The following is an 18883-nucleotide window of genomic DNA, read 5'->3' as shown; positions in this document are numbered from 1 at the left end:
CGTTCATTTTTAAATTTTACATAGGTATGTTTATATCCATATTAATACTTTTTCCGGATTTTTTCTGAGGTGATAAAAAGCCTCTTTCTATCCATTCATCTTCAGATGGTCCATGAGCCCATATTGTATATTTTTTATCAGATTTAATTCTTAGTCTTGTTCCATATACTACCAGATAAAAATATTTTATGTATTTTATTTCTTTTATCTCTTTCAGTGGAATTATATTGAGAAAGCCGTCCCAGTTTATTAGAAAATTTTTAGTAAAGACATATCCATGTCGTTTTTCCTGTATACTGTCTAAAATCTCTATTTCTTCTTGTGTAGCTGTATCATAAATTTTAAAAAGAAGTTCTATATTATATTTCTGTATCAAATAAATTTTTAAAAACAGGAAAAAAGATAAGATAATAATAACCATAAAAAAATCTTTCGGAATAATTGAAAATATAAAAGTCCAAGAATGAAGCATTTCTCTTCGGGAAAATATTTGATTAGCGAAAATAAGGAATGTTAATAGAGTAGCTAAAATCATTGCTAAAGGAAGTATCAATGCTAAAAACATCCTTCTCAGGCTTAATTTTTGATACATTTTCATAAAACTGCACTCACATATAAATATTTCTTCTCTTTCTTCTTTATAATATAAATAAATTTTTTTAATGTTTTTAAATGTCGGATTTATATTTGCTATGATAAATAATCCTATTACTATAAGAAAAATATATTCTTCCGGAGTATTCAATCCTTTATTTATATATCTTAATAAAAAGTATATAAATAAAATTATTACGATACCGAACAGTGTCAAATTCCAGATAACCGTACTCCATAAGCCCATTTTTTTATTTTTCTTCATTTTTAACCTCCTGAAAATTAATATAAGATTTTGCCGAGTTATTAATCATATAATTCGACTTCTTCATTCAATTCAATAACAGCAAGAATAAATTGTTTTTTTAGATTTTTTTCATCTATTTCATCAGCCTTTAATAAACTTATATCAATTTGTAAATCTCCTGTCACATGAACAGGATTTTTTCTTTCTCTTATCAGACAGGTTGCAAATTTTCCTTCCGGTATGGTAATTACACTGTTGTAATCAATATAATACGGTGTATTATCAAAAATTTCAGGAGTACTTATTCCGAGCATTATTTTCAATTCATAGAAAGAAACGATAAATTCTCTTATTTTTTTACTTTTTTTATTTTTTTCATAATACCTCAGCTTATCTATTGCAATGTCAAGCGAAAGGTCAAATTTCTTATTTTTATTTTCTTTCCATTCAATAACGGAAGTACATAACTTGATTTTTCTTTTTTGTATCTTCAGTATATAAAGAACATACCATTCCAAACGGGGAGCCATAAATTTTATATTCAGTTCACCCTTATTAATTTTTATTTCTTGATTACGGTAATATAAAATTGCAAAATCATCATAAAGTTTGACACTTCCCTCTTCTTCCTTACTTCCCCAACATTTAGTTGCAATCCATGCAGGAAAAAGCATAAAAATTGGAATCAATCCAAATATTAAATAAACAGCATATTCTTTATGTTTTCTAAAATATACAGGTGTATATTCCGTACCTTTGGCAATTCCGGAATAATTAATTATCACGACATAAATAAAAAAACCTGCAATTATACTTGAAATAATCATAAAATATAATATAAATTCTGAATATTTATTATATCGAAATTTTACTTCAGACATTAGAAAACTCCTTTTTCAAAATTTTTACTATCGGATTTTATCTATAAAAAAATGATAAAGTATTATAGCAGGAACAATATACGATGTAAATAAAATAATAAATGCTGTCAATCTTTTAGGAGTTGGTCCCGGATTATGTGTAGGATCATCGTTTTTCAGAATAGTTTTTCTTATTATTATGAATACAGGAATGGCGATAATAAGCGGAGGAATGAGAAATATACTCCACGCAACATTAGCAAATATTAACATTTATCTAAGACTTCCTTTCAGAAAAATAATTTTTACAATATTTTTTTATAAGAACTTATATCAGGCTCTTTTCTATTTACACACCATGATTTCATAAGTTTGGTAAGGTTATTTTTGTTTTCAACTTCTATCTGATATAATTCATCCTCTTTCATAATTTCAAATAAATATCCTTTTATTATGTTCTTATTCCTTTTATTGAATATATTTTTCATAAATCCTTTTTTTTCATAATTTGGTGTACACTGGATATAATTTTTCTCAGATTTTCCGTTTTTCTCAAACCATACTGTAATAAAAGCATTATTACAATGAGAAGTACCTCTTTCTATACTGTCTATTGTCTGAACTGACATTTGTATATTATTCCAGTCACTAAACATATCTTCCGTACTTTCCGTTTTGTATTTTAAAATTTCGATATCTTTTCCATATATTGCTCCATAATTTTGAAGATTGTACATCCCTATGTTATATTCATCTAAAATTGAAATTATGTAATTTAAAGCCTCTTCGGCAACTGAGGGCGAAAATGAACAATAAACTCCATATTTACCAAAAGAATAGTCTGCTAAATAATTTTCTTCCACAAATGCTAATTTATTTGGTAAAGTATGTTTCCCGTTTAATGGCGGAAATTTTTCAAACATCTTTCTGCTCCAAGCAGAAATAATATCAGAACAGCCGAGTAATGAATTATAATCTTTATTTTCACTATATTTAGTAAATATTTCCAGAAATCTTATTACATCTTCCGAAGTTCTTATATCTTCTCTTCTTTCAAATACAAATAAATCAAAACTCATAAAAATTACTCCTTTATTCTATAAAGTTAAATTTGTTTTATTTTCTAAAAAATCTGTAAGTTCTTTCTTTTCTTTTGTATCGGAAAAAATTCTAATTGGAAGAATTATTGCTATTGTGGGTGCTGTAAAAAGATATACTGCTTCATCAGACAACTTTATTTCAGTTATTTTTTCATACATTATAACATTTTCCTCATATTCCATCATTATATAAATTTTTTCTTCGTCAAATATTATATTTCTCTGGCCTAAAATATTAATTTTTCCCTCTTTGAAAAGAATTTTTTTTACATTTCTTTGACATATTTTTTCAAATAGTTTTGAAAAGAAAATAAAAAATAAAAGCGAGATTATAACCATGGTAATAAACATTATTAATTTTATTTGAAATTCTTTTTTATCAAAAATAAAAAAATATAAACCTAAACTCACAGGTATTAGTGTATATAAAATTTGAAAGAGTTTTTTTGTTTTTTATAAAATCTATAATTTTTCATAACAAATATGTTGAAACCCAGATAATCCTGCTCTGTTAAATTAAATTTAAATTCCATAATTTTCCCCTTTTCGTATATTATAAAAAATTATTTTTAATTAAATTTATATATTAAATTATATCCTAGGTTTTCAATTTGTCAATAAAACAAATAAGATTTATCTTTTACAGCTTACGGAAAAGTCTATAAATATATTTTAATATTAATATTGCAGTGAGTATAATATTCTTTATTTTGTATATAATCTTTATAATTGAGATTATCGGATTTTTTACATATGAAATAAAGAAATAAATTAATGAGTTAATTGAAAAATACAGGAATAGTTTTCGTATGCCGGTATTTTTTAGTTAAAATAATTTGGAGATTAAAAAAATTGAATTATACTTCATTAATTTTTATTTAAATATTTCAGTAAATTTAATTAAATCTATCTTCTTCTACTTTAATTTCAATTCAAAAGCTTTATAAAAAAATCCAGTGCTTTGACATATCTTCCTAATCAAAAAGATTTTTACCGTAATGTTGAAATCCTCATTTCCTGATTTTTCATAATACTTTATAACTTCTGTTAAATACTTCTCCCTTTTATTTTATTATATCGTTCTGTTTTCATACCATGAAGCCTGTGCTTTCCACATATCGGCATATTTTCCTTTACGTAAAAGCAGCTCATCATGAGTACCAATGTCTTCTATTTCTCCGTTATTCATAACTGCAATACGGTCAGCAAGTTTTACCGACCCTAAACGGTGAGTTACAATAATTGAACACTTATTCCGAACAATTTGCTTAAACTGATTATAAAGCTTTGCTTCTTCAATAGGATCAATTGCAGCTGTCGGCTCATCTAAAACTATAAAGTCATTAGTACGGTAAAGTCCACGAGCTATTGCAAGACGCTGCCATTGCCCACCTGACAGGTCAATACCGTTAAATTCCGGAGAAAGCATAGTTTCTAAAGTAATTTCATTTTTATTAAATTCGGCTTCTCGGAGTGCTATGTAAATTTTTTCTATTTCAGGAGAGCTTTTTGTATTACTTATTGCCACGTTTTCCGCCAATGTCATTTTGTAACGCTGATAATGCTGAAAAACTCCTGAAATATTTTTAAAAATACTGTTCGGATGAGTTGTTTTAGTATTTTGTCCCCCGATTTCAATATTTCCGGAATCAGGGGTATATAGCCCGATAAACAGTCGTACTAATGTAGATTTTCCGGAGCCGTTTTCACCTACAATTGCGATTGTTTCTCCTTTTTTAATAGATAACTTTATGTTATTTATAGCTGCTTCATTACTGTTCGGATAAGTAAAACTTACATCGCTTGCCGTAATCCCGTCATTAAAATCAGGAGTTTCTCTTTTACCCTCCATTTCAATCATATCCATTAATTGATAATAATTCGCTACTTGTCCTAAAGTTTCACTTCCTTCACTAAGATGAGAAGACACAATTTCATCCATAATGGAAAAAATCTGCGATAAAGCTATAAAAACAGATACAAAAGCACCAATACTTATATTTCCTGTCATAACGGTATTAAACAGAATTAAGATAGAAACTCCTAATCCTACAAAAGAGATAATATTCAGTAAAATTTTCAATACAGCTGCTTTATATTCCGTTTTCCATGTATTTTCCGTCATGTTTAGCAAAGCATTAGTAAAAAGATGGTGAAAAAATCGGAATCCTCCCAACATACGGGTTTCTTTATAAAATTCTCTACCTGTGATTGTTTTTCTGTAATATTCACAACGGCGGCGTAACGGAGCATTTTTTTCTTCCAAATCTGCAAAGATTTTTACTTGTGTTAATTGCCCTAGAACTGCAGGGATAAAAGCTATTAAAATTATTAAAGGTAGTATGGGAAAAAGCCGGAACAGGTATCCTCCGACTGATAGAAAAAACACCAAATAATAAGTAAAAGTCTGTAAACAGATAGAAGCAAAGTGTCCGAGACTTTCATATTCCAGACATTCCTTTGCTTTATTTACATTATTTAAGAAATCGGTATTTTCAAAATTTACAGCAGGTAAACGTCCGAGTTTTTGCTGAAATTCTACCATAAATTTTCCCATATTTGTATATGAAACTTTTTTGAATAGATATTGCCCGATACCGCTTAATACTTGCTGTCCGATTACTACTACTGCAAGAATGCCAAGATGAATGACGACTTTCTGAAAACCTTGATTTTTCATATAAACATCAGTTACAGCATCAAAAAGATTTTGTGTAGCTATTATTCCTACTGTCCATGACAATGCACGGAAGAATGCAACTCCCTGTTCGATTATTCCCCAACCTTTGGATTTTTTAAAATATTGAACAGAATTCCGCAGTATGATGGATAAAACTCCGTATTTATGTATTTTTTTCATTCGTACCACCTCTTTTGTGTTTCAAACATTTGGGCATAAAGTCCCTTTGCCTTCATTAATTCATTATGGTTGCCTTTTTCAGATATTTTGCCTTTACTGATTACTAAAATTTCATCTGCAAGTTTAGTGGAACTTAAGCGATGACTTATAAAAATTGTGGTTTTGCCTTTCATAAGCTTTTCAAATTCCTGATAAATCTGATTTTCGGCAATCGGATCAAGTGCTGAAGTCGGTTCATCCAGAATTTTAATTGGAGCACAGCTTAAAAGAGAACGGGCAATAGCTACTTTCTGCCATTGCCCTCCTGAAATATCTACTCCTTCTTTATTAATTTTACCAAGTGGAGTATTTATACTGTCAGACAGTTTATTTATCGTTTCATCTAACCCTGTTTTGGAGGCAGTTTCCAGAATCCGTTTTTTGTTTATTTTACACGAAGTGTCTCCGAGGGCAATATTATCCGCCATAGAAATCTGATAACGTGCAAAGTCCTGATATACTACTGAAAATAAAGCTTTTATAGCAGATGTAGGATATTCACAAAGTTCTTTTCCGTTAATTAAAATTTTCCCTTCATATTCATCATACAGTCTTGTCAAAAGTTTTGTAACGGTAGTTTTTCCTGCCCCATTTTCACCAACAAAAGCATAATGTTTTCCACTGTATAACTTAAATGATAAATCATCTAAAATATACTCATTTCCTTGAGGATACTTAAACCGTACATTTATAAATTCCAGACTTTCAAAAGAAAGAGGTTCTTTATCCGGTAAATCAGTAGCACCGCGAGTTTTCTCGAGCTCTACAAGAGTTGTTAAATCATTCATATACTCTTTAGCTTCTGATATATTTTTTGCCGCATCCTGTAATTGCCAACCGAGTGTCTCTACCATTCCGAACAGTGCTGCAATAATTCCCATAAACATACCAGGACTTACATCTCCTGAAATAACGGAATTTATAAAAGTGAAAGCTGTAATAAGAGTGATCAGAACTAATGAAATGCTTGTAGCTTTCATTGTAATTCGTGTTTTTAAAAGCACTTTTAACTGTATTTTACGTGCAGTTTCAAAATGTTTGTAATAACATTGGGTAATGTTGTCCGCATATCCGAAAAGTGTACGTTCTTCTGTAGCTTCACGATTAGTTAATATTTCATCTGAATAGTAACTATAACGCCGCTCATATTTCCGAGTTTGTACTTTGGCGGCATAATTTTTTTCTCCTGCTGCAAGAGAAATCCAAAAAAGAGGAATACTGAAAGCGGTAATAATCAACGCTACCCACCAGACCTGCATTATAATCAGACCTGAAATGGAAATAACGGCAATAATACTACGGATTACCGCTCCATAAGAGCGGATACCGTCCAAAAATGTTTCTGTCATTTCATCTGATACACGTTCAATCAGTTCCCAACTATCAGCATTTTCAATATGTTTATAAGCGAGGTTTGCCTGAATATCTAAAATAGCAGGCATAAGATTACGTTCTAAAGCAAATTTCAGTCTAAATTCTATAATTTGTAATAAATTACTTAAGACACTGACCATTCCGACAACAGCCAATAATATTCCTAAAGGCAAATAAATTTCATTTGCAGCTGCTCTATTTTCAAATACGCTAATAGCAGTATCTACAAAAAATGCTGTAGCAAACGCTGTTACAGATGTTGGAAAGACAGCTTCGGCAACGGTTAAGCCCATATGTAGTATTACAGTAAAAGGAGCAGCTTTAAAAGATAACTTTAAAATATCAATTCCTTTATATTTTCGTTTTTCTAATTTCATTTTCTCAGACTTCCTTAAAAAATAATATAACTTTTATATATCTAAAGATAATATATTTCTGTAATTAAAAATTTTTAGATAAAATACTCATATATAAAATTTCTATATTATTAAAATTTTTCATAAAGATTTATTTTAAACATAACAAATGGAATAATAGATCTAATGTTGATACTTACCCATAAATAGTTCTTCATAAGTTGTTTTTTTATTACTATAACCACATCTTATACCAAATTCAAACATTCTTTTACTAGCTGATATTAAAGGGATATTCATTTTTTGAATATCTCCTGTTATTATAGTCCTAGCAACTTTAATATTCATACCGGGTTTAGTTAATTCAACATAATAAACATCTCCACCAAGTTTGTCTTTAAGTAATTTAGTAACATTTTTAATAACTTGATATGAACTATTTAATTTGAAAATTGGTTTGCCGATTATGGTAGTTTTATTAGTTTTACCTAGGATATCTTTATTTACTAAAAAATGTTGATTATATAAGTTTACTAAACTTTCAGATAAAACAGAAAGGGTTATCATATCAGAGTCAATATCACCACCAGAATCAGACCAATCATCAACTTGAACTGCTTCAGTAATAGAACGTTCAAGTGCTATTTCAGGCGAAATATGACAACCAAATCCATTGTATGCATAACGAGAATAATCATTTTTATTAATTATCCAAGTTCTAAATACTGGAATTTCCAAATCATTAGTATAATCACGAGTTATGATGTCATATCCCATTTGTCTAATCTTAGATATAATTTCTTTTATTTTTATATTGGTTATACTTGCATAATCAACTGTAGGCAATATATAAGGATTAGACTGTCCTATGAGCCATGCATCACGTTCAATGGCTTCAAATAGCCCATGTAATATAGCATCTTCTAAAGTTGCTGCAGCTGCAGCACCATTAGAAGAAGAGCCAAATAAAGTTCCTTTAAGTTCAACATCATACATAAATACTAAAAAAGCTGGAACTAGTTTTTTACTTTTATCTGTTAAAGATGTGGCAACAACCCAATCTATCTCAATATTTTCATCAAAATTGTCAAAAGCAGTATTTTTATTCATTATTGTATTAGCTAAATAAGGCATGTCTATAGCAATTTCTTTGATATCCTTATATTTAGCACAAATAATAGGAATATCTCCAGTATATTGTAAACTCATATGCTCAAATAATTCAAATGCAGCTGAAAAGTAAGATTGAGATTTGGTAAGCCCTTTACCTGCGGATGTATTTTTTCTAAAAAGATATGGTATTTCATTATTATTAGTTTGTTCAATAGACGCATTATAACAATGAATTGTATCATTGTCATTAAAAGGATTTCCAAACGCAGGTTCGATTTTAATTTTTGTATTCAATTTATTAAGTTCTTTATCAATCAACTCCTTAGTTTCATTTTCAGTTTTTGAACGGAGACCTCCAATTTGATATTTAATATCAGTTTCAGTTAAGTCAGTTAAATTTATATTTGTATATTTATTGAGTATAAATTTAAAATCCATAAGATTTGGATTGAATTTAATATAATTTTTATTAGTAGATTTACAAAAATCACAATAAGTTGTAAGAAGTCTTTCTTCCTTAATATAATCTAATGAATTTAAATCAAGAAAATACTGACAATCTAAAAATTTAGATGGATAACCATTAAAAAAATTAATTATGTCTTTATATAATATATCCACTATATATGTTATATTAAAATGTTTGAATTCTTCTGGAACATTACAAGAATATTTTAGATTTTTTAAATCTTCAATTGTTATTTTTTTATTATTTGAAATTTTTGAATTTAATCGCTTAAGCTCATAATTAATTCCACATTTCAAACAGGCACTTTTATCAGGAACAACTAAAGGACCTATTGTAATATTTAGTCCATTAAAACTAATTTGAATAAAATTTTTTTTAAATTGATATAATTTTTCATTTACTTTAAACATATTAGAGTATGTAAGAACAGATGGTGCGAATATGGCTATATCAAAGTCACAAAAGAAATTTGCCTCTAAAAAGTGATTAGTTGAAATATATTTGTAATTTTTAAAAGCTTCAGCAATAGTTCCTTCACCTATTATTAAAATTTTCGGAACTTTCTTAATTTTATTTTCAGTGTGTTTCTTTTTAATTATGCCTTCTTTTAGGATTTCTTCTAGAAAATTTCTCACTTCATGTATAGGATATCTGTCAATAAATTTTTCTTCAATTTTACCAAAAGTATTTATTTCATTGACATAAAATAGTACTTCTTCTAAAATATCAGGATTGCAATTTAAGATTTTAATTTGTCCAGAAGAAGAACATATTACTCTATTATTGATTTTATCATTTTGATAACCGTATAACTCGCTAATAAAAGGTATTTCATTTAATTTATACACCACACAAAACCTCCTTTATAATTTTTTAAATTCTTAAATAAGGCTATCTCATAAGATGTTAAAAAATATTAAAACATAGACTTATATTATTTAATTTTCGTAAAATTTAACAAAAATAGTAATTTTTGTTTTTTAAATGTACATTATTTATGATTAACAGAATTATTTTTAATTTTTGAGATAACTTTGAATAAATATTTTGGTATTTAATTATGTTGAAAAGTTAAATTAGCTAAATGATAAATTATTGTAGAATTTGAGAATAACATTTATATAAGAAAAACAATGAAGAATCTACTTTCTAATGCAAATGCATAAAACCAAGGGGGTAAATTTAATTTCATATAAATATTTATAGCATTATCCTTCTTGTATGTTGAATTCAAATACTACTCCCTTGATTGATATTAAAAAATATTAAAAATTAAATTAGCTTGCTGAATTTAATTTTTCGCTACCTTTTGCTTGAGTTCGAATAGTTTTTACATTTAATATTTTAACAACAGATATATTCATAAAGATATCCTCCTTTCATATAATTCTGTTGTAAAATATATAATTTTACAACATTTTATTTTTATAGTGTTAAATTATATTTGAAATTTATTAATATCAACTAATTATATCATAAATTAAATTTAGAATAATTAATTAAATTTTCAAAATATATTTTAACATTTAAATTCTATCATTTTTTTTTATATATGTAAAGTCAATTTTATAATTTTTTTATTAATATTATATTGTTACCCTAATTTTTTGATAATTTAATTATTATTTAAATGGTGATGTATAAAAATTTTTATTATTTTGTTATTTATGTATTTAAAAAAATTTTAAATATCTTGTTTTGCTAATAATCCTACTACTTCCACATGTGGCGTCTGAGGAAACATGTCCACAGGACATACTTTTAGAAGCTTATAGCCATTATTCTGAAACGTTATCAAATCCTGTACCAGTGTTTTTGGATTACATGATACATAAATAATATTTGAAACATTATATTTCATAAGTTTTGTAACAGTTTTTTCTCCTACTCCCGGACGGGGAGGATCAAGTATTATAATATCAGGTTTTATATTTCTTTCTTCCAGTTCATCAAGTTTTTCAAACACATCTCCTGCTATAAATTCAGTATTTTTTACATTGTTCAGTTTTGCATTTTCATTGGCTTTTCTTACCGCTTCTTCAATTAATTCTATTCCATATACATGTTTTGCTTTTTCCGATACTATCTGACCTATTGTTCCCGTACCGCTGAATAAATCAAAAATTATAGGCTTTTCTGAATATAAAGTATTATTCTGAACATTTTTTTTATTCATTGAAGTTATTTCTTCGATATATTCAAGGACTTTTCCGTATAACAGTTCCACTCCATCAGAATTAGTCTGAAAAAATGAATAAGGACTTATTTTAAAATTAAGATTAAAAATTTTTTCATTTATGTCACGGTTTCCGAATAATATATTCTCCTTATCAGATTGAACAGAATCTGACAAATTGTCATTAACAGTATGGATTATACTGAATATTCTATTTCGACATTCCAATTTCAATAATTTATTTTTCCATTCGGATAAATTAATATTCAATTGAGAAGTAGTTACTAAATTAATGCTGATTTCTCCTGTTTTTTCTCCTTTTCTTATTACAAGATTACGTAAAAAACCCGTATGCTTCAATCTATGATAAAAAGGAATATTTCTATCAGAAAAATATCCCACTGTCATTAATAAGATTTTTCTGAAATCACTATCCATAATTTTACAGTCACTAACTGTAATGATATCATGAAAACTCCCTTTTTTATGCATTCCCAAAGTAAGAGGACCATCAAGAATTTCATTTCCGAAGCTGAATTCCATTTTATTCCTGTATTCAAATTCTTTTGGGCTTTTTATAATATTTTCATATTTAAAATGATAGTCTACAGCATTTTTTAATATATTATGAACAAGATTTTTCTTTAGTTCTGTCTGTTCATTGTAATTCAAGTTTTGAAATGAACAGCCTCCACACAAGTTAAAATGAGGACATTCAGGTTCTATCTCATTATCCGCTTTTTTCAAAATATTTATTTTTTTTAATTCCACTTTTTTATTTCTTATTTTTGTAACAATTCCTTTTAATTTATGTCCGATAATATAATTGCCAATCGGATAAATTTTTTTCTCATCATAATATCCATAAGGTTTATTAGGAAATTCTATTCCTATAACTTCTATTTCAAGCTCCTGTCCTTTTCTCACGAGTCATTTTCCCTTTCAAATTTAGTTATTCTGAATTTCTTTCATATATTTTTTTAGTCTTTTAACGGCTTCTTCAAGTACAGGTATATCATGTACGAGCGAAAATCTTACATATCCCTCTACTTGAAATGTTGAACCGGGAACTATTGCAAGTCCTGTTTTATCAAGCAAATCAAAAGCAAAATCAAGTGATTTTAAATTTTTCAGTTCCTTAATGTTCTCATATCCTGCAAAAATGTAAAAAGCTCCTCCGGGTTTTAAACATTTAAATCCCATTGCTTCCAACTCACTTAAAAAATAATCCGCTCTTTTTTTATATATTTTAGATATTTCTTTTCTGTTACTGCATTTTTCAAGAGCCGTCAATGCTCCATATTGAGATAATGTAGAGGTACTTGTTACATTGTATTGACTGACTTTTTTAACTTGCAGCTGTAACTCAGGGTTTGTAATAATATAACCTATTCTATATCCTGTCATAGAGTGGGATTTTGAAAATCCGCTTATTATTACAAGTTGTTTTTTCAGTTTTTCCGAATATTTCCCAAAAGATGTATACTTTTCAAAAACAATTGAAGCATATATTTCGTCACTTAACAGATAAATTTCTTTTTCTTTAAGCAATTCAGTTATTTTTTCCATTTCTTTTTCATTCAATGTCATTCCTGAGGGATTATCGGGAGAAGTTAGTATTATCATTTTTGTTTTATTGGTAATATGTTTTTCAAGTATTTCCGCTGTTAAGATAAAATTATTTTCTTTCAAATCAATATATACGGGCATTCCTCCTGTCATTTTTATCAATGCCCCATACCCTACATAAGAGGGAGTCGGTATTAACACTTCATCTCCTTGAGTAATAACCGCTTTCATAAGAGAAGCTATTCCTTCAGTTGATCCTACGGTTATTAGAACATTATCTGAAGTAAAATTCCCGTCAAAATTTTTGTTATAAAAATCGGCAATTTTCTTACGTAATTCAAGCATTCCCCCTACAGGAGAATATTTGATTTTGGTATTTAAAGCATGATATGCCACTGATTTTTTCACTTCTTCGGGAACATCAATATCAGGTTCTCCTAAAGACATATTTATTGTATCTTCATATGTTTGCATTTTTTCATATATTTTTCTTATATCTGATATTTGAATCTCTTTAATAGTATTATTTATATACATTTTCTATTTTATATTTCCTTCCTAATATATCTTTTATTATTTTATTTTTTATTGTTTTATTTTACCATATTTCATTTTGAAAAAACAGATAGTCTTTATGAATTTTTGACTGAAAAAATTAGTTTGTATTATACTGTTTTTTCTGATAAAATCTGTATTGTAAATTAAAGTAAAGAAAGGAAATATTTATGGAAAATGAAAAACAGCAATCAATAAATTTAAGTATAATAGTAAAAATTCTTTATAAGAATATTTTTTTAATAATGGGAATAACAATATTATCTGCTGCTCTTGGGGGATTTTATGCTTTTACGAATAAATCTTTCAAATCTGAAATTATTTTATACGGTAATGACAGAATTCTCAATGAAATAGGAGAGACTTCACAATATTCACTAAATTCCTTTGATTTTCTCCTATTTATAAAAAATAATTCAAAAACATTGAAAAATAAAAATTTATCTGATGAAAAGTTTTTGAAAGAAATGTCTTCAAGACTTACTGCACAGTCTGAATCAAATAACCCTACTATTAAAGTTAAATTTTCTACAAAAGATAAATCTGAAGGAGAAAATTTTTCCCAAGAATATGTAGTACTTGCTTCAAGATACCTCAGAAATAAAAAAGAAACTTTTTTAAATAACCAAATTAAATTATTGGAAGAACAGTATAATTTCCTTACACAAAATGTCGATATACGTACAACGAAAGATTCATTAAGTGATAGCCTTGTTTCAAGGCTTGCATATTACAGATTATTAAAAAATGACATAAATCCTGTAGTAAAACTTATATCATTGCACACAAAACCTGCATTAAGCAAAAAAATTATTTTAATAGGAGCCTTGTTTTTAGGTTTATTTTTGGGAATATTTATTGCTTTTGTAAAAGAATTTTCAAAAACTTTGGACTGGAAAGAGATAAAGTCAAAATAAACACAATTTATTTTTGATAAAAATATTTACGGAGGAAATTTAATATGAAAAAAATTGATTTAGGAAAAAGCGGATTAAATGTTTCTGAAATTTCATTAGGATGTATGAGAATTTCAGATATTCCTTATGAAGATGCAGAAAAAGCTGTATTGACTTCTATTAATTCAGGAATTGATTTTTTTGATCATGCCGATATTTATGGCAAAGGAAAGTCGGAAGAAATTTTCGGTCAGATTATAAAAAAGAATGACATTAAAAGAGAAAATATAATTATTCAGACAAAATGCGGAATTCGGATAAATGATTTTCCTGATAAAATGTACAAAACTTATTTTGACTTTTCAAAGGAATATATTATTAATTCGGTAAATGAAAGCTTAAAACGCTTAAATATTGACTATATAGATATATTGCTTCTTCACAGACCTGATACTTTAATGGAACCTGAAGAAGTTGCTGAAGCATTTAATATCCTCCATAATAGCGGAAAGGTAAGAAATTTTGGAGTAAGTAATCAAAATGAAGGACAAATAAAATTGCTTCAGAAATATATAAAGCAAAAACTTATTGTAAATCAACTGCAATTTGGAATTATGCATTCAGGGATAATAGACAGTGGGTTGAATGTAAATATGAAAAATCTCTCAGGAATAGATAGGGACGGAAGCATATTGGAATATTGTCGTTTAAAAGATATTACAATTCAGGCATGGTCTCCTTTTCAATATGGATTTTTTGAAGGAGTATTCTTAAATAATCCTGAATTCAAAAATGTAAATGAAGTTATAAATAAAATAGCCGAAAAAAAGAATGTATCGAATAGTGCCATTGTGATTGCATGGATATTAAGACATCCTGCAAAAATACAGCCGATAATAGGAACTATGAATTTCAAACGTATATCGAAGATATGTAAAGCTTCTGAAATTCAACTTTCAAGAGAAGAATGGTATGAAATATACTGTTCTGCCGGAAATACTTTACCTTAAAAATATATTTTATGTAATGAAAATTTATTTATTATAAATAATATATATAATATTGAATTTACCAAATTAAAATACCTTTTTTACAAATAACTTATAATTATTTTTGAAATTTATTTATTTTTTATTTGACATTATTACAAATAATTCATAAAATATATTATCAAATTATTAGGAGGTATATTTAATATGAAAGGAAGCATTTTCAACAAATTACAGGCAGTAGGTAAGGCTTTTATGCTACCCATAGCATTATTACCTGTTGCGGGGCTATTTTTAGGAATCGGGGCATCATTTACTAATCCTACAAATATCTTGACTTATAACCTACAAGGAATTTTAGGAGTTGTGGATACTACTACTATGGTTGTTACAAAACCTACAATTTTGTATCAAATTCTTAATGTTATGGCAAAATCCGGAGATATTATTTTCGGTAATTTACCGTTATTATTTGCAATAGGTGTAGCACTTGCTTTGGCAAATAAGGAAAAGGCAGTTGCAGCATTGGCAGGAGCGGTATTCTTCCTTATTATGAATCAGACTATCAATACTTTATTGGGAAGTGCAGGAAAACTGGCTGCTCCTGAAGATATGACAAAATTGGGACAAGGTATGGTTTTAGGAATACAGACATTACAAATGGGAGTATTCGGAGGTATAGTTGCAGGACTGATAACAGCTTCTCTTCACAATAAATATTACAAAATTGAATTACCTGCTTCATTGGCATTTTTTGGAGGGACAAAATTTGTAGCTATTGCTGCTGCAGGAGTCGCACTGGTGACAGGAATTGTTTTATATTTCCTCTGGCCAATTGTTCAAGTAGGGATAACTCATTTAGGTGCTCTTGTAAGAGGTTCAGGATATGCCGGAACATTTATATACGGATTAATAGAAAGATCACTCATACCGTTCGGACTACATCACGTTTTTTATCTTCCGTTCTGGCAAACGGGTGTAGGGGGAGAAATGGTAATTGCAGGAAAAACTGTACAAGGAGCGCAGAATATATTTTTTGCTCAGTTAGCTGATCCTACTACTAAGCAGTTTTCAATAGAATATGCAAGATTTATGGCAGGGAAATTTCCATTTATGATATTTGGACTTCCGGCAGCTGCCCTTGCAATGTATCACACTGCAAAACCTAATAAAAAAACAGTTGCAAAAAGTTTATTGTTTGCTGCTGCATTTACTGCTGCTTTAACAGGAATTACAGAACCGATTGAATTTTCATTTTTATTTGTTGCACCATTCTTATATGCAATTCATGCAGTTCTTGCCGGAATTTCATTTATGATGATGCATATACTGAATATACCTATCGGTCAAACATTTTCAGGAGGTCTTATAGATTTTTTCCTGTTTGGTATTCTTCAAGGGCAGTCAAAAACGAACTGGCTGACTATGATACCTTTAGGAATGGTTTATTCAGTAGTATATTACTTCCTTTTCAGATTTCTTATTATAAAAATGAATTTGAAAACTCCGGGAAGAGAAGATGATGATGAGGAAATGAAATTATATACTAAAGCAGACTATCAAGCTAAAAATTCTGAAAATAAAAATACTGCTTCGGGAAGTTTAAAAGGCAGTGAAAGAGCAAATGCAATTATAGCTGCATTAGGAGGAGCGGATAATTTAGTAAGAGTTGATAACTGTGCTACACGTTTAAGACTTGAAGTAAAAGATTCATCTGTAGTTGATGATGCTGCATTAAAATCTACCGGAGCTCTAGGAGTGTTAAAAAAAGGCGAAGGTGTTCAAGTGATTTACGGTCCTTCTGTAAGTATTGTAAAAACTGAAATGGAAGAAGCACTGGGAAGAGACTAGTACATATTGATTAATAAAATAAAAAAAATTTTTATTAAAAATAGGAGATTTAAAAAATTCGGTAATCCTAAAAATTTCTAAGTTATATTGATTTTTTAGGTTATCGGATTTTTTTATCCTGCAAAAATATCTTTTTATCTAATTTCTATAAATCTATTATTTATATTATATCTTTGTATATTTTTTATTCTTTCATTCTGATTGGAATACCGTTTCTACCATTTATACATTTTTTTATTTCCAATTGTCTCAGCTCTAATATTTATTTATATAACTCATAATTAAATACAATTGTGTGCCTTTTTTGAAATATATTGAAAAATTTCTTTTTCAATATATATATACTTTAAAAAAATTAAAATAATTTTATCCGCTACATTTTTATTTTTTTACTTTACTTGAAATGATATAATTTTTAATTATAATATTTATCTTTGAAGTAATTTTATTTTTTACATTTGAAATACCGTTCATAGTGGATTTGTTATTTATGCTATTTTACTCTACATATTATGGTAATTTCTCTATAATAATATAAATAAAAAATCTCTTCGTACTGGCTTTTATTATCTACCGCATAAAGAGATTTAATTAATTTTTTAGTAAGATTTTACACATTTTATTTTTTTGGTATCTGTTGTTTTTTCAGCTTTTTTCCATCTTTTTTTATATCTTCTATGTTTCCGCTGCCAACATATTCTGTGAAATATTTACTGTATGGATTCATTCTACTTATAACAGGTATTACAGCAACCATTAAGTATAATTAAAAATTTAAAAATTTTATTCAGTTTTTCAGAAAAGTATAAAATATTTTTTACAGATTAATTTCCACTATGTTATTTTCCATTTTTTTATTTTCTAAAAGATTTTCAAGTATATCTATACCTTTTCGTGATAATTCTAAAAAGGGAATATCATATGATATTATTTTTTCATCAATAAATTTTATTATTTCATTATCTTCGAAAGTTGCTATTTTCATTTCTCTTGAATTTATATTAAGTTCTTTCATTGCTTTTAAAAACCCTAAAGTCATTGAGTTATTGGAAATATAAATTGCATCTATAGGATTTTTTAATATTTTCTTTCCTAAATTATAACCGCTTTCTAAAGTAAAATCTCCATAAAGAACCAATTTTTCATCATATCCGATATTGTAATCGGAAAGAGCTTTTTTATAGCCCTCAAGTCTTTCCTTGGCTGTACTTATCGTCTGAGGGCCTGCTAAAAAAGCAATTTTTCTTTTATTATTCTTTATAAATTTTTCTATTATCTCATAAGAAGAATTAAAATTTTCAAAAAAAACTCCCGGCATTTTACTGTTTATTTTTCTGTCAATAAAAACTAAAGGTATTTTACTGGAAATTTGTTCAAAAAAATCGATTCTATCATATGAATTTTGTGTGACTGCAATTATTATACCTTTTACTCTCTGCTCTAAAAAAAGTTCTATATATTTTTTTTGCATTTTAAAACTTTCGTTGCTGCATCCCAGTATTATATTCATTCCTTTTGTATTTGCTTCATTTACTATTTCGTTCATTATACTGGCAAAATATAAATTTTTTATATCTGGTAATATGACCCCTATTATATTATTTTCATTTTTAGAAAGATTTCTTGCTATCAAATTAGGATAATAATTATTTTCTTTTATAATTTTATTTATTTTTTTACGCGTTTCTTCTTTTACATTTTCATTATTGTTAATCACTCTTGAAACTGTTGCTACCGAAACATTTGCAAGTTTCGCTATATCTTGTATTTTCATAATATCACCATTTCATTTTTTAATTTATTTATATTATTTTATATTTTAAATGGTGTATTGT

Annotated in this window: 15 protein-coding genes; 3 read left to right on the top strand and 12 right to left on the bottom strand. The window is 27.6% G+C overall.

Annotation, left to right across the window (positions count from 1 at the left end; all coding sequences use genetic code 11):
• Positions 1-16 precede the first annotated feature (16 nt).
• The 10 genes from EII29_RS00145 to EII29_RS00100 all read right to left on the bottom strand — a co-directional run bounded on the left by EII29_RS00145 (position 17) and on the right by EII29_RS00100 (position 13294).
• The gene (locus EII29_RS00145) at positions 17-859 is read right to left on the bottom strand and encodes a hypothetical protein (protein WP_125235516.1); all 843 of its coding nucleotides are present in this window, start codon (positions 857-859) and stop codon (positions 17-19) included.
• 41 nt (positions 860-900) lie between these two features.
• Complete coding sequence (locus EII29_RS12635) at positions 901-1722, bottom strand: hypothetical protein (RefSeq protein ID WP_199725994.1); 822 nt, start codon at positions 1720-1722, stop codon at positions 901-903.
• A gap of 27 nt (positions 1723-1749) precedes the next feature.
• The gene (locus EII29_RS00135; RefSeq protein ID WP_125235515.1) at positions 1750-1974 is read right to left on the bottom strand and encodes a hypothetical protein; all 225 of its coding nucleotides are present in this window, start codon (positions 1972-1974) and stop codon (positions 1750-1752) included.
• Positions 1975-2006: 32 nt separating this feature from the next.
• Complete coding sequence (locus tag EII29_RS00130) at positions 2007-2780, bottom strand: hypothetical protein (RefSeq protein WP_125235514.1); 774 nt, start codon at positions 2778-2780, stop codon at positions 2007-2009.
• A gap of 18 nt (positions 2781-2798) precedes the next feature.
• On the bottom strand, positions 2799-2987 hold the full coding sequence (locus EII29_RS11975) for a YcxB family protein (protein WP_158612438.1): 189 nt from the start codon (positions 2985-2987) through the stop codon (positions 2799-2801).
• Between the two features lie 886 nt (positions 2988-3873).
• Positions 3874-5661, bottom strand: coding sequence for an ABC transporter ATP-binding protein (locus tag EII29_RS00120; protein WP_125235512.1), 1788 nt, complete (start codon positions 5659-5661; stop codon positions 3874-3876).
• Positions 5658-7451 (bottom strand): ABC transporter ATP-binding protein, encoded by a 1794-nt coding sequence (locus EII29_RS00115; RefSeq protein ID WP_125235511.1) that lies wholly within the window; start codon positions 7449-7451, stop codon positions 5658-5660. Before EII29_RS00115 ends, EII29_RS00120 begins: the two co-directional genes overlap by 4 nt.
• A gap of 162 nt (positions 7452-7613) precedes the next feature.
• Positions 7614-9863 (bottom strand): YcaO-like family protein, encoded by a 2250-nt coding sequence (locus EII29_RS00110; protein ID WP_125235510.1) that lies wholly within the window; start codon positions 9861-9863, stop codon positions 7614-7616.
• Positions 9864-10696: 833 nt separating this feature from the next.
• Positions 10697-12115, bottom strand: coding sequence for a 23S rRNA (uracil(1939)-C(5))-methyltransferase RlmD (gene rlmD / locus EII29_RS00105; RefSeq protein WP_125235509.1), 1419 nt, complete (start codon positions 12113-12115; stop codon positions 10697-10699).
• 21 nt (positions 12116-12136) lie between these two features.
• Complete coding sequence (locus EII29_RS00100) at positions 12137-13294, bottom strand: pyridoxal phosphate-dependent aminotransferase (RefSeq protein WP_125235508.1); 1158 nt, start codon at positions 13292-13294, stop codon at positions 12137-12139.
• 188 nt (positions 13295-13482) lie between these two features.
• Between EII29_RS00100 and EII29_RS00095 the strand changes: the two genes are divergently transcribed.
• The 3 genes from EII29_RS00095 to EII29_RS00085 all read left to right on the top strand — a co-directional run bounded on the left by EII29_RS00095 (position 13483) and on the right by EII29_RS00085 (position 17048).
• Complete coding sequence (locus tag EII29_RS00095; RefSeq protein WP_125235507.1) at positions 13483-14229, top strand: lipopolysaccharide biosynthesis protein; 747 nt, start codon at positions 13483-13485, stop codon at positions 14227-14229.
• 44 nt (positions 14230-14273) lie between these two features.
• Complete coding sequence (locus EII29_RS00090) at positions 14274-15218, top strand: aldo/keto reductase family oxidoreductase (protein WP_125235506.1); 945 nt, start codon at positions 14274-14276, stop codon at positions 15216-15218.
• 186 nt (positions 15219-15404) lie between these two features.
• A complete protein-coding gene (locus tag EII29_RS00085) occupies positions 15405-17048 on the top strand; it encodes a PTS transporter subunit EIIC (protein ID WP_125235505.1) in 1644 nt (547 codons plus the stop codon).
• 619 nt (positions 17049-17667) lie between these two features.
• On the opposite strand, the gene EII29_RS11970 is transcribed toward EII29_RS00085, so the two are convergent.
• Together EII29_RS11970 and EII29_RS00080 are read right to left on the bottom strand one after the other, a co-directional pair.
• Positions 17668-17805: a hypothetical protein gene (locus EII29_RS11970; RefSeq protein WP_158612437.1), complete on the bottom strand. Its 138-nt coding sequence runs from the start codon at positions 17803-17805 to the stop codon at positions 17668-17670.
• Between the two features lie 60 nt (positions 17806-17865).
• Positions 17866-18822, bottom strand: a complete 957-nt coding sequence (locus EII29_RS00080; RefSeq protein ID WP_125235504.1) for a LacI family DNA-binding transcriptional regulator — start codon at positions 18820-18822, stop codon at positions 17866-17868.
• Between the last annotated feature and the right edge of the window lie 61 nt (positions 18823-18883).

The sequence above is a fragment of the Leptotrichia sp. OH3620_COT-345 genome, from assembly GCF_003932895.1.
GTDB lineage: Bacteria > Fusobacteriota > Fusobacteriia > Fusobacteriales > Leptotrichiaceae > Pseudoleptotrichia.
Note: the sequence above shows the minus strand (reverse complement) of the source record. Positions and strands in the feature narration are given on the sequence as shown.

What these genes read in the sequence shown, in the direction of transcription:
- EII29_RS00115 (WP_125235511.1), bottom strand. Translation starts at nt 7,451, where the DNA reads ATGAAATTAGAAAAACGAAAATATAAAGGAATTGATATTTTAAAGTTA.
- EII29_RS12635 (WP_199725994.1), bottom strand. Translation starts at nt 1,722, where the DNA reads ATGTCTGAAGTAAAATTTCGATATAATAAATATTCAGAATTTATATTA.
- EII29_RS00080 (WP_125235504.1), bottom strand. Translation starts at nt 18,822, where the DNA reads ATGAAAATACAAGATATAGCGAAACTTGCAAATGTTTCGGTAGCAACA.
- EII29_RS00120 (WP_125235512.1), bottom strand. Translation starts at nt 5,661, where the DNA reads ATGAAAAAAATACATAAATACGGAGTTTTATCCATCATACTGCGGAAT.
- EII29_RS11975 (WP_158612438.1), bottom strand. Translation starts at nt 2,987, where the DNA reads ATGATGGAATATGAGGAAAATGTTATAATGTATGAAAAAATAACTGAA.
- EII29_RS00145 (WP_125235516.1), bottom strand. Translation starts at nt 859, where the DNA reads ATGAAGAAAAATAAAAAAATGGGCTTATGGAGTACGGTTATCTGGAAT.
- EII29_RS00085 (WP_125235505.1), top strand. Translation starts at nt 15,405, where the DNA reads ATGAAAGGAAGCATTTTCAACAAATTACAGGCAGTAGGTAAGGCTTTT.
- EII29_RS11970 (WP_158612437.1), bottom strand. Translation starts at nt 17,805, where the DNA reads ATGGTTGCTGTAATACCTGTTATAAGTAGAATGAATCCATACAGTAAA.
- EII29_RS00130 (WP_125235514.1), bottom strand. Translation starts at nt 2,780, where the DNA reads ATGAGTTTTGATTTATTTGTATTTGAAAGAAGAGAAGATATAAGAACT.
- EII29_RS00090 (WP_125235506.1), top strand. Translation starts at nt 14,274, where the DNA reads ATGAAAAAAATTGATTTAGGAAAAAGCGGATTAAATGTTTCTGAAATT.
- EII29_RS00095 (WP_125235507.1), top strand. Translation starts at nt 13,483, where the DNA reads ATGGAAAATGAAAAACAGCAATCAATAAATTTAAGTATAATAGTAAAA.
- EII29_RS00135 (WP_125235515.1), bottom strand. Translation starts at nt 1,974, where the DNA reads ATGTTAATATTTGCTAATGTTGCGTGGAGTATATTTCTCATTCCTCCG.
- EII29_RS00100 (WP_125235508.1), bottom strand. Translation starts at nt 13,294, where the DNA reads ATGTATATAAATAATACTATTAAAGAGATTCAAATATCAGATATAAGA.